The sequence below is a fragment of the Serratia sp. 3ACOL1 genome, assembly GCF_003668775.1.
Taxonomy (GTDB): Bacteria; Pseudomonadota; Gammaproteobacteria; order Enterobacterales; family Enterobacteriaceae; genus Chania; species Chania fonticola.
In genome coordinates, this window is the sequence record NZ_CP033055.1 from 2,252,601 (window position 1) to 2,265,330 (window position 12,730).

The 12,730-nt window shown below is 51.9% G+C and carries 9 protein-coding genes; 6 read left to right on the forward strand and 3 right to left on the reverse strand.

Annotated elements, in window-relative coordinates; all coding sequences use genetic code 11:
- The first annotated feature begins 73 nt into the window (after window positions 1–73).
- From rarD to D9980_RS10445, 6 genes are all read left to right on the forward strand, one after another.
- Window positions 74–952 (forward strand): EamA family transporter RarD, encoded by an 879-nt coding sequence (rarD, locus tag D9980_RS10420; RefSeq protein WP_121607237.1) that lies wholly within the window; start codon window positions 74–76, stop codon window positions 950–952.
- A 400-nt stretch (window positions 953–1,352) separates the two neighbouring features.
- Entirely contained in the window at window positions 1,353–2,069 is a 717-nt protein-coding gene (locus tag D9980_RS10425; RefSeq protein ID WP_121607238.1) for a DUF4123 domain-containing protein, read from the forward strand.
- Between the two features lie 99 nt (window positions 2,070–2,168).
- Window positions 2,169–3,236, forward strand: coding sequence for a hypothetical protein (locus D9980_RS10430; RefSeq protein ID WP_162304253.1), 1,068 nt, complete (start codon window positions 2,169–2,171; stop codon window positions 3,234–3,236).
- The gene (locus D9980_RS10435) at window positions 3,229–7,152 is read left to right on the forward strand and encodes an RHS repeat-associated core domain-containing protein (RefSeq protein WP_121607240.1); all 3,924 of its coding nucleotides are present in this window, start codon (window positions 3,229–3,231) and stop codon (window positions 7,150–7,152) included. Before D9980_RS10430 ends, D9980_RS10435 begins: the two co-directional genes overlap by 8 nt.
- 1 nt (window position 7,153) lies before the next feature.
- On the forward strand, window positions 7,154–7,546 hold the full coding sequence (locus D9980_RS10440) for a hypothetical protein (protein ID WP_121607241.1): 393 nt from the start codon (window positions 7,154–7,156) through the stop codon (window positions 7,544–7,546).
- Window positions 7,547–7,850: 304 nt separating this feature from the next.
- The gene (locus tag D9980_RS10445) at window positions 7,851–8,039 is read left to right on the forward strand and encodes a hypothetical protein (RefSeq protein WP_121607242.1); all 189 of its coding nucleotides are present in this window, start codon (window positions 7,851–7,853) and stop codon (window positions 8,037–8,039) included.
- Between the two features lie 838 nt (window positions 8,040–8,877).
- Here the strand turns inward: D9980_RS10445 and D9980_RS10450 are convergent.
- The 3 genes from D9980_RS10450 to D9980_RS10460 form a co-directional block, all read right to left on the reverse strand.
- Window positions 8,878–9,573 (reverse strand): 4'-phosphopantetheinyl transferase, encoded by a 696-nt coding sequence (locus D9980_RS10450; RefSeq protein ID WP_121607243.1) that lies wholly within the window; start codon window positions 9,571–9,573, stop codon window positions 8,878–8,880.
- Between the two features lie 83 nt (window positions 9,574–9,656).
- Window positions 9,657–10,889: a bifunctional glucose-1-phosphatase/inositol phosphatase gene (gene agp / locus D9980_RS10455; RefSeq protein ID WP_121607244.1), complete on the reverse strand. Its 1,233-nt coding sequence runs from the start codon at window positions 10,887–10,889 to the stop codon at window positions 9,657–9,659.
- 362 nt (window positions 10,890–11,251) lie between these two features.
- Window positions 11,252–12,715: an anion permease gene (locus tag D9980_RS10460; RefSeq protein WP_121607245.1), complete on the reverse strand. Its 1,464-nt coding sequence runs from the start codon at window positions 12,713–12,715 to the stop codon at window positions 11,252–11,254.
- Window positions 12,716–12,730: the final 15 nt, after the last annotated feature.

Consider the following 12,730-nt stretch of genomic DNA (forward strand, 5'->3'; position numbering starts at 1 on the left):
ATTTCAAGCTTCAGCAAGCGCAGTCAACAACGCTGTAGTTTGAAAGACGACGGGTAAATAATCAGGAACGCTGGTGATCAAAGGCATCATACTTTCCGTCGTCGCTTCTCTGCTGTTCGGCGTGATGTATTACTACACCTCAATGCTAACCCCACTCGACGGCGAGGAAATCTATGGCTGGCGCACCCTGCTGACGCTGCCGTTTCTGACGCTGTTTATGCTGTTTTCCGGCGACTGGGCGCGGGTGAAAGAAATGCTGCACTGGCTACGGCAGCGCCCGCAACGCGTGCTGTTGCTGCTGCTGACCACCTCCATACTGGGAGTTCAGCTGTGGCTATTCCTCTGGGCACCGCTGCACGGTATGGCGCTGGATGTCTCACTCGGCTATTTCCTGCTGCCGCTGACCATGGTGTTGGCAGGGCGAGTGTTTTTCCGCGATCGCCTGTCTGTGCTGCAAAAGATGGCAGCCCTATGTGCATTGGTTGGCGTGGGTAATGAGCTGATCCTGGTGGGCGGGGTTTCCTGGTCGACGCTGGTTGTCGCGTTAGGCTATCCCGTTTACTTTATTCTGCGCCGCCGCTTGGGCACCGATCATCTGGGCGGGCTGTGGTGTGAGCTGGCGCTGATGCTGCCGGTCGCCGCGCTGTTTGCGCTTGGTGGCTCAGAACCGCTGGCGGCGCTGACGGCCAAACCGCTGCTGTATTTGCAGATCCCGCTGTTGGGCATTATCAGCGCGCTGGCGCTGGTATGCTATATCCTGGCCAGCCGCCTGCTCCCCTTCAGCCTATTTGGCCTGCTGAGCTATGTAGAACCGGTGTTGCTGGTGATCGTCGCGCTGCTATTGGGTGAAACCATTAACGCTAACCAATGGCTGACCTATATCCCGATCTGGCTGGCGGTCATGTTGCTGATACTGGAAGGTGTACGCCATCTGTTACGCAGAAAAGCGTAGCCTTGAAAACTGGATTTATTACGTAGGGCGCGGCTTGCGGCTCAGCATGCAGCGCCCCTCCGGTTGAATATTTTCGCCCCGGCAACTCAGCAATTCAGTCAGAAGATTTAACGCCTACCGCCAGACCAAAATCATTAATCAAGTTTATACTCAAAATCGTTAACATAAAAAATAGTAATATTTACAACAACTTTTTTCTATTAACCGTGCGGAAAACGTTGCTCTACGGTTTTATCCTCATTACTCTACTCGACTCATACACTCCAGATATATTAATGATACCCCAGCAAAATCGCCTGTTCTGTCACGTTTTGATCGGGAAAGTAGAATTTCAAGCGCGCACTGCCATTTGAGCAACCGCCACACTCACTATTTGCGTCGTCGTCAAGGAAGAACAGACATGCAACAGACCCTACAAAACTGGGTGAAAAATACGGCTGGCACGCCGTTGTACGCCGTCCTGGCCAATACCAACGGTGCTGAAGGCATCAAAGCTTATTACCGGGAGGACGGCAGCCGCACGCCTTTCGGGCTGTATGCCAACACCCAATATGCCAACTGGTTTGAAGTGATGCCGGTGCTGGTGCAAATCAATGACGGCAGTCCGTTCCTACGCTGGGTGGCAGAGACTCCCCTGCGCAACTGGGGCTGGCTGGCACGTTCGCCGCTGCCGCAGGCCACCATTACGGATCATCTTCGCGGCCTGACCAAAGTGATCCTGCCTGACGGCAAAGAGGTGTTTTTCCGCTATTGGGATGGCCAGTATCTCCCCTGCTACCTGGATTATTACGGCGACCAGTGGCACGAGACCCTGCCAGTTTTCTCCGATTACTGGATCAATGGCCGGGCCTTCACCTGCCCGGTAAACCCAGATGCGGCGTTACAAGCGTTCCCCTGGTGGCGTGTTCCCCAAGGTATGGTGGATGCATTGCTGGATGAGAACGTTTTGCCGCTGATACTCAATATCCGCCAGATCCTGCGCCAAGATTATCCCGAAATCATCGCCCGTTGGCCCGACGCGATACTGAATAAGAAAATACGCCGCCTGCTTACCCCGCAACGGCGTCACGATCCTCAGATCCTGGCTGAGATCTTGCGCACCCTCGAAGGGTCATAATTATCATGGAGAGCCAATGTCATGGATAACAGGTTCGAACTATGTCGCAAGCTGAATGCTGGACGCAGTGCGATGTGTGGCAAGCCACCGCTGCCTACTATGCCGCACAAAGAGGTTGAATATGCGGCAATGTTCGCCGATTTCAGCCGGGTGATTGAAAGCTACAAGGTGAAGAGCAGGCACTGGCTTTATGGGCCAACTCTCACCATGAAACAGCAGATCCGCGTTGGTGATATGAAAAGCCAGAATGCCAAACTGTCGGATAGCACGATCGGCGTCGCCATGGCCTGTGGGAGAGAAACGCAGCAAATTACCCTGACCCACGCTTTCCGTTCTACTTTTTACCTGCCTATTCCAAACGCCAGTTACAAGTTGGTTAAACGCCCAAAGCCCTCCCCCTTTGAAAGGGTCGCCTACTTAAGCGCCGGGCGCGATCCCATACGGCTTGACCCTGGTCGGGATATTCCTTTGGATCCTGACAGCAATCCTGGCCCGCTCCATTTCGATCAACAGGGTAAGGCTGCCATTACCTTACCCCCTTGCCAGGCCGGGTATGACTATGTGCTGCTGATCAATCCCGATATCACCGAGAAGGATAAAGCTGATTTATATCAATCCTATCAGGCGGTAATTAAGGAATATTCGGACTTTCTGGTTAAGAAATGGGAGACGTCACAACGAGCTGAATGGGCGCGCTTTATTAAGATAGGAGCAGAGGTCAGCGTGTTGGAAGCAGCGGCTGAGTTTATGAACGGGGCACTTTCTCAACTTACTCAGCTTTTCAAAACCCTTGAAGAGGTGTGGAAGTGGCTGACTAATGTCGATAAGTACGCCGACAAATTACGGGCATTTTTTGACGATGAGGGTCTGGCGAAGTTAAAGGCCATGGCAGAACAAGGCAGCGAAGAACTGAAAGATTCCCTGAGCCTGTTGAGTGACGAGATCATGATGTTCATTATGGGCACAGCCATCTACAACTACTTACAGTTACTCACCCCGCAGCAGCTCGCCAACTTTCTTGCCAACGCTTTTGGTAACCTGCTGGTGATGTTTGCCCTGATGCTGGTTCTGCCCGCCGAGTTGTGCAAAAAAATGCTGTCTACGTTGGATACGCTCAGCGGCCTCGTTCACACTTCCGACGAAGGCAAGGCGGCTCATCATGGCTAAAAAACCGATCAACATCATCGCGGTGAGGCTGATCAGTCAGGATCTTGCCAAGCTGTACCAACTTCCTCTCGAAGTGAGAAAACGTCTCAAAGGCACCCCGGCACAAGGGGCGATCCCCTTTAATCCGGAGCATTCCCAATCCCGAGTGGGTGAGTTTACCAACCACACTAGTGCAGAAACGGTATACCTCGCTGGCACCAACAAAGTGGTGGTCAAGTCAACGGCCCCCAATGCGAACGCCAGTGCGCAAACGCCTGGTGGTGAGAACTCCCTGCCTGCTGGCAAGACGCATGACAGTGGCGATCCGGTATCACTGTTTTCGGGTGAAGAATTGCTCACCTTAAGTGATATCACCCTACCCGGCATCCTGCCCTTTGTCTGGCGGCGCTTCTACCGCAGCAGTGGTATCGAACAGCGTGATGCACTGGGCTGGGGCTGGAATCATAGCGCCAACCCACAGTTGATCTTCGGCGTTGATGAGCAGACACAGGAAGCCGTTGCCTGGTTCTTCGATGATGAACACCGTGTCACCCGTTTCCTGTTGCCGACCCCGCAAACACCGGTCACCACCAATCGTCTTGGCGGCGGTGTCATCAGCCTGAAGCAGGATGAGTTCAGCAACGAATATTGCGTGCAATGGAGCGAAGGACAAGGCACCTATCACTTCCTGCGTGACGGTGATGCCAGCTGGTTCCGAGGTATCAGTGATGGCTATGGTAACCGTGTTGACGCCAGTTACGATAACCAGGGACGGTTGGCCGCTCTGGGGCACGACGAGGCCCGCTTCTGTTTTAGCTACGACGATCCCAGTTACCCGCAAGGGATCGGTCAGATATTGCTACAAGCCCGTAATCCAGCCAGCACCCGCGCAGAGACGCACTGGCAACCCGGCACGGTGGTGGCGCATTACCGTTACAACGAACACCAGCAACTGATTAGCGCCACCAATGCCGCGGGCGACACCGAGCATTACCGCTATCGCGAAGACCATGTGATCCTCTGCCGTACCCTGGCAGGCGGCGCTGAATTCCATTGGGAGTGGCAGGGCGAAGGAAAAACGGTACGTTGTACCCGCCAGTACGGCAACTTTGGCCAACTGGATATCCTCTATCACTGGGACACCACCAACCGTCGTGTCACCGTCACTCAAAAGGATGGCAGCCAACAGCGTTACCAGCACTCCCCGCAGGCCTTATTGCTGTCCGAAAGAGGGGCCGACGGCGCAGAAACTCGCTATGAGTACAATGAGGACGGTGCCTGCACACGTGTCACCGATGCGTTGGGATACCAGACGGATTCTCTCTATGATGATGATGGCACCCTGAGCACGGTCATCACGCCGGATGGTCAGATCACTACTTACCAATGGCTATTCAATAAGCTGATTGCTCGCACCCTGGGAGTCGGAGAAGGCGCACAGAAATGGCATTACACTTATGACATTAATGGCGCACTAAAGAGCGAAACCGGCCCGGCGGGCACCACTACTCATTACAGCTACACGCCGCGTGGGCAAGTCAGCCATATTCGTTTTCCTGATGGCAGCGAACAGCATCTGCAATGGGATACGTTGGGCCGCCTGCTTCGCGATACCTCGCCACAGGGCAGTCGCCAGTTGCGCTACCAGGGGCTACAGACTCAGCCCTGCGAAGTGGAAGAAAACGACCGGATCACCCGCTACCAGTGGGATGAACTGGGCCGGCTGATAAAGATCGCCCACCCGGATGGCAGCACCCGGCAATATCAGTACAATGCCTATGGTAAAGTGACGCAACTCACCGATGAGGCCGGGCGCGTCACGCAATACCACTATGCAGCCCCCCTGCATCTGCTGACCGAAAAACGTCTGCCGGACGGCGGTAGCCTGCGTTATCGCTACGACAACGTGCATTTGCAGGTCAGCGAGATTGAGAACCAACTGGGCGAGAAGTACCGCCTCGGCTACACTGGCAGCGGTCTGCTGAGTGAAGAGATTGGCTTCGATAACAGCAAAACTACCTATCACTATGACGCCTGCGGTCGCCTGAGCGAAAAGCACGAATACGGCAACGACCACCAAAGCCCGCCGTTCATCACGCAATACCAACGCGACCCGATGGGCCGCCTGACGCGTAAAATCCTGCCCGATGGCAAAGAGGAAGAATACCGTTACGACGAGGCGGGCCGCCTGAGTGAAGTGCTGGACGGTGAAAACCCGTTAGCCTGGCAATATGACGCCGCCGGACGCCTGGAAGCGGAACATCAGTCCTGGGCGACAATGCGTTACCGTTATGATGAAGACACCGGACGCCTGACCGGCATCAAGCAGCCCAACGGACAGTGGCAGGAGTTCCACTACCAGCACGGCAAGCTACAGGCCTCCAGCCTGGAAGGTCAGCCGCTGACGGCGTACGGTTACGACCATCACCAGCGTCTGCAACAATTGAGGCAAGGCAACCGACTGGTCAATAGCTTCCAGTATGATCCGCTGGGTCGATTGAGCCAACACAGCCTGCGTGAACCGGGAATGACACCGGAAGAAGATAGGTTGCACTGGCAACAGCAGTACGCGTATCAGGCGGATGGTGAACTGGCCAGCATTGAGGGCAATGATGCACGGCAGTATCACTACAATGCCACCGGGGCGTTAACCTCGGTCAGCTATCTGAACCCGCAGTCAATCGTTCCCCCTGCCCGGCAGCCGGTCCATCGTTTGCCACAATTTCAGCCAGCAGCCAAGACAAAGGAACAGCACCACGCCAACCCGAATGAGAGCTTCCGTTGGGATCGGCGAGGTAACCCGGTCAGCGATGTCCAGCAGCACAGCGCACCGGGCAACCGACTGGCGTTTTATGCCGATCGTCATTTTGAGTATGATCGTTTTGGTAACCTGATTGCAGAACGGCGAGGTAAAGCGCAGCGGCTGGTCACACGCTATGAATACGATTGCCGCCATCGCCTGATCAGTCTGGAAACTCCGGACGGCAGCGTTAGCACTTATACCTACGACGCTTTTAACCGCCGCTTGAGCAAGACCGTCAACGGCAAGCTGCTGGAATTTGTCTGGCGTGGCAATCAACTGGTGGCAGAAACCGATGGCAAAGGCTATTGGCAAAGCTACCTGTATGAACCGGGCAGCTATCGCCCGATGGCGCTGGTGGTGGGCGAACCGTCTCGGGACCCGCAGGATAAACCCCCGGCAATTTACTGGTATCAAAACGATCACTTGGGTACGCCACACGAGCTGACCGACGGGAACGGCAACTCGGTGTGGAAAGGCCGGTTCAGTGCCTTTGGACAGATGCGGGAAGAGTGGCTGGCAGAAGATGCCAGTGCCATTAACCAACCGCTGCGGTTCCAGGGGCAGTATGCGGATAAGGAAAGCGGGCTTTATTACAACCTGAACCGGTATTATGATCCGGGGGTTGGGCGGTATTTGACGGCGGATCCGGTAAAACTCGATGGCGGGTTGAATTCTTATCAATATGTTGATGGGAACCCGATTGGTTGGGTTGATCCGCTGGGACTGAAGGGAATGCCTGGTTCGGAGACGAAGCCGACAGGAGATAGAAGTTCAGAACAAGAAGTTCGATCTGTAAACGAATCTCAGCCAAAGTTACCAGGAACTATTGAGATTAGGGATGTAAATCCTAAGATTTTGTTAAGCAGACAGAATCAGAATGAAATGAATAAGTCACAGATAAAAAGATTGGCAAAAGAAATGAAAAAAGATGGCTATCAATATGACTTTGAGAACGATGGACCGGTGTCGGTGAGTGTTTTTAATGGAAAGTATATTATTAATGATGGACATCATAGGGTTGAGGCCGCTAAAAAAGCTGGCATTGATAAAATTAAAGTTGAATTGATTTATGTAGATAAAAAACAGGGTGAAGCATTACTATCTGAAGTTGCTGAAGCTAGAGTGAGATATTAAAATGAATAAGATTACTATCGAAGATGTTTTTTGTTTCCAAAAATTACAATCAGCATTGCTAAAGTGCTTTTTTAGATTGCATCCGTCAGTTAAAGATTTTGATTTGCTATTAGACTTCCCAAGAAAAGGAAGCATATTGTTAGCTGATGACAGTTCATGGTCTTTTTTAAAGCATGGCAAAGGAATTCGGTTTGATAGAACAAACCCAAACCCTAAAGTATGTGTGGATGTTAACACGCACGTTCAAGAATTAAATTTGATTACCTCTTGGCGACTATCTAACTATTTTTCATCTTTGGGGCAAGAAATAGAGCTTAATGAGATTAGAGAGTTCCTTCTTGATATGGAATCAAAAGGAATACTTAAAAAAGTTAAATATGGCTATATTGTCTAATCTTGTCAGGAAAAGCCGGAATTTCCGGCTTAATTTTCACACTACCTCGAGAAGTTGTCGATGTGAAGTTGGAAGTTTAGCCTTGGTTAGTTGGTCGTCCTTAAGGAGTTGTATCGTGGAGTGAAGTTAAGGTCGACCTAGATGCATGGTCCGATTATTGAAAATTATTTATCTTGACAAGAAAAATACATATGGTGAATCATGAAGTTAATAATGCACATGGAGAAATGCCACACTTACAACTACATCCTGTCGGAGAAAAAGCGGTAAGAATATATTGGCCTAGTAAGACGGAGGGTAAAAAATGAGTGTTAACTTGGGTATACCTGCAAAAGTTTGGAATGGTATTGAGTTTAGTAACAATGATAAAATAGCACAGGAAGTTTCTTCCAAATCAAATGAAATGAGACGTTGGATTGCTCTATATGCGTTGTTCAATATCCCAGAAAAGACAAAAAACAGCCCGCATGCATATGATTTTTTAAAGGAGTAAAATGGTTATAAATATTGCATCGTCGATTTTGAAATGCCAAAATCGCTTATTGAATTTAATGATGGGCTAGATTCTGATAATGCGGTCAATCTGAAATGTTTTACAGTAAATACTGATGATGAGTTAGTTTCAATATTTAAACAGGAAGGGATAAACCCAGCACTATTTGTTCCACCTTGGCATTGCGATTATCCTATTTGACTTATAACCCCGACATTTACATTGAAGTAGTAACTGCTAATATTGCTTTAGTACAAACAGGTGGGCTGACTAAAATAGCTTAACCAAACCTGCGTGATAAAATTTTAATAAGAAGGATCAAATATGAGTACTTATTTTTCTATTAATGAAAATTTAAATACCAGCCTAAACAATGGTGCGGCCTATTGTATTCTAGAGGAAACAATAAAGAGTTTTAATGATACATTCATTGATTATTTGAATGATATATAAAGGTTATGACATAGGAATGAATCTTGTTGTTTTTAATGAGACTAGCAATGAGTGTTATAACTATTTTATCAAAAATGCGAAGTAGCAATGAAGCATTTCCCTGACAGTGAACATGCAGATGGTATGGCGCCCAATCTTATAGCTGGAATAATGCTTAAGTGGGGAGAGTTATTAGAGACCCTCCGAAAAGATCCGCGTTACAAGGTTGATTAACATTTTTAGGATAAAAGGTCGCAGCAAAAAATGCAGCACCCGTCCTTACTGACTAATGGGTTGTTCGGTTTTTAAGCCCCCCCACTCAGGCCTCCTATCTGCCCCAAGAGTAGATTGAACTGGACCGGATGGTAGTGACAATCCATTAGGAAAAAAGACCAATATAATGATTTTAAAAATAAATCAATGTTGTAACGGCGTCACCTTGCTGCCAAAAACGCCCGCTAAAGCGGCGGCCTGAGTGGCAAAGCGGCGTCAGCGTCTTTTGCAATTCCAGCTCGAAGGTCTGCGCCTGCATATCCAGTTGGGTTACCCGCGCATCAATAAAATCAAAGTAGCAGCGCACCTGCGGATAAAGCGCCTTGAACAGGCTTTCCTTGGCAGAAAATACCAGCGTCAACAGCAGATTAAAGGGCTGTGGATGTTGGCGTAACCACTGGCATTCGTCCTCACTGACAATACCGCTCCACAACTCTTCTGCCCGTACAGATGGGATCTGCGTTTCCACGTCAATACCCACGCCACCGGCTCCACGCTCATGCTGAGCGGCACACAGCGCCGTATCATTATTGTGGCTGATCGCCCCGGCAATCCCGGCGGGCCAGAGTGGTTCACGCTTCTCCCCGCGCAATAAAGTGAAATTCTGATGCCCCAACTCTGCCAACACCCAGCGCGCCAGATAGCGCCCAGCCAGATATTCCGCCTTACGTTTGGCGACCGCTGGCGCAACATGCGCAGGGAAATCGATACCGGCGGCAGCAAACAGATCGTCGTGATAATCCGCGACAGAGAAGTGACACTGCGCGATCAGACCAGCAAAGCCGTCTACCGGCAATAATTCAGCATTGAGAATAAAAGAAGAGAGCACGTTTCATCCGTGATAAGGGGTCCGTTGAGACAGTATATACCGCGCGGCAGGCCGGGGCGAAACGGTTCGCCCCGGCAGCACGGTTAATGCAAGACGTCCTTCATGGTTTTTTCAAAGTCGCTCCAGGCGCAGAAGCCGTCTTTATCTACCGGGCAGCCTTCCAGCGCCAGGGTGACGCGCTGCGGCGGGGTGCTTAGCGTCAGCGGTTCGGCATTACGCAACTGTTCGGTTGATTGATAGACATACTCAATCTTCAACAGATCGCGATCGCCCTTGCCATCATGCCAGCGTTGGAACACCAGCTTGCCGCCAATCGGGGTTTTCTCATACTGCTTCGGCAACTCATACGGCTTGAACTTCATCGCAGACAGCAAGGAAGCAATGTTGGAATCATGCCCCACCAGCACGGTCAGCTTCGGAGAATCTGCCTTGCGCTCACTGATCAACGCCGAATTGATGTAGGTCAGCAGCGGCTTGGCAACGTTCTGGGCAACGACCGACGAGGTGAACAGCGAATCCTGATAGCCATCTTTCAGCTTGGCCAACTGCTGCCACTGGTGCGGCGTCACAATCTTGCCCCAGGCCACGTCTTTCATCGGGAAGCCTTCGTAATACTGCAACATAAAGGCATCCACCAGCGAGTTACCCACTTTCAGCGGGCCAGAAACGCCTGGCTCTTTCCCCGGCACCGCGCTCATTTTGTTCGGTTCAGTGGCCAGGTTGCACTGCTTGTCAGTCTTGCAGGCAGGAGAGTCTTTGTAGTCGATGATCTGCTCGAGCTGTTTGTAGGAGGCGTCCAGCTTCAGCGATGCCAGCTCGGCATTCATGGCGCTCAGCGCCTGCTGGTTAAAGGTTTCGCTGTTGTCGGTGATAATCGGGTTGAAGGTAGGATCCATCTCCCCCATTTTCTCCTGATGATGCACGCTGATATCACAGCCAGGGAACGCGCCATTGGTAAAGAACTGCGCGGTGGCTACGGTGCGTTGCAGGCTGTTGGCATACACGTAAACGCTGTCAGCGGCCGGGCAACCTTCCTGCGGCAAAATGCCCGCCTGCTTGAGCCACGCGTTGAAATAGTGGCCCATATACACTTCCAGCACGCCGCCCTTGGTGGTCAGCAAGCCACCTGGCGTATCCCACTGTGGCCAGGCTTTCGGCGTGGACTGGGCTAACACGCTGCCGTTGTTCGCCAGCGGGGCGCGCAGGTTATGGCGGCTCATTACCAGCACCTGTTCCAGTTGATAACCGTCGTTCTCGGCAAAGGCGGTGCCGCTGAACAGCAAAGGCAGGCAAAGTAATAACGTTTTTTTTCTCATCCGCAGAGGTTCCCTAAATATGATTTTACCCTATGGATTTCAAGTTGCAGCTAGGCGACAAGCTATCTCATCCCCAGGAGCTTACGTTTAGTAAGTGACTGGGGTGAGATAGTGCAGGTAACAACGCTGCAACTTGAAAGACGACGGGTATGTTTTGAGTGGGTTAACGTTGGATTTGTATAATGACGGCGTTCGACATGAAAGTGTGTGATGGGCGTCACGGAGGAAGGGACGGCTGACCAGATTGGTGACGAAGTGAAACGGGGACAACATACAGCAAAGCGGGCGCAGCATGCAGCGCCCCTACCATTGTAAATCAGTTTCGGTTTGTAACGGCCATCCGTGGATGGCCGCCGATTAACTTAATACCACAGGCTAAGAATTGGCCAGCCGATCAACAGCAGCGCCGCGATATACACCACGCCGAGGATACCGCCAAGACGCCAGTAGTCTTTCGACTTCACATAGCCGCAGCCGTAGATGATTACCCCTGGGCCAGTGGCATACGGGGTCAATACCCCCATGATACCGATAGACAACACCAGCAGGATGGAAAGGTGTTCCATCGGCACGCCCGGCAAGCCTTTACCTACCGCCAGGATCATCGGCAGCATGGTTGCGGTGTGGGCCGACAGGCTGGCAAACAGATAGTGCGCGTAGTAGAACACCAGTACCAGCAGGACGACCGTCATTTTCGGTGAGAAACCGTCCAGATGGGTGCTCATGGTGGTGGCAAACCAGTCGATAAAGCCGGAGCGGCTCAGGCCGCTGGCCATCACCACCAAGGTTGCCAGGTTAACCAGGGTATTCCAGGCGCTGGAGTATTTGGTGATATCCTTCCAACTGACCACGTGCAGGGCAAGCATCAGCGATACCGCCAGCAAGCACACCGTAGTCGCATCCACGATTTTACCGCCGAACACCCACAGACACAGGCTGAGTAACACCAGGCCGATCAGGGTATATTCTTTGCGGGTCAGTTTCCCCATCTCCCCTAGAGCCGTACTGGCCCAGCCAGCCACTTCATTGCTGTGGGTTACGCCTGGCTTATACAGGTAGTAGGAAATCAACGGTGCAACGATCAGCAGCAGCAGCCCAACCGGCAGGAAGGCCAGGAACCATTGCATCCAGGTGATATTGATTCCGGCAATCTTGTTGACGAACTCAATACCCAACACGTTAGGTGCCGCACCGGTCACAAACATGGAGGAGCTGATGCTGGTCCCCACCACCATCATCCACATCAGGTAACCACCAATGCGGCGTGAGGAAGGATCGTTAGGGAAGGAATCAAACAGCGGCGGCAGGTTTTTCACCACCGGGAACACGGTGCCACCGGTACGCGCGGTGTTGGACGGGGTAAACGGCGCCAACATGATATCGATGATCACCACCGCGTAGCCCAGCGTCAAGGTGCGTTTGCCCATGAACTTCACCAGGAACAGCGCGATGCGTCGCCCTAACCCGGTGGCCTCATAGCCCAGCGCGAAGATAAAGGCCCCAAACACCAGCCAGACGGTGGTACTGGAGAATCCGGCCAGCCCCCATTTAAGCGCCTCTTTACCGGCTTTAAAACTGGGATTGGCCAGCTCTTCGGCACCAAACAGCACCCAGTTGGAACTGAGCACGCTGACGGTCACGGCAATAAAGCTGATCGCCGTGGCCGGGATCGGCTCCAGGATCATACCGACGATCATCGCCACAAAGATGGCAAAGTAACGCCAGGCTTGCGGTGGCATGCCCTCCGGCGTGGGTATCATTAACAGGACGGCAAGCACCACCAACGGGGCGATCGCTTTCCAGATTTTCTCTTTGGTTTCGGACATGGACACTTCTCCTGA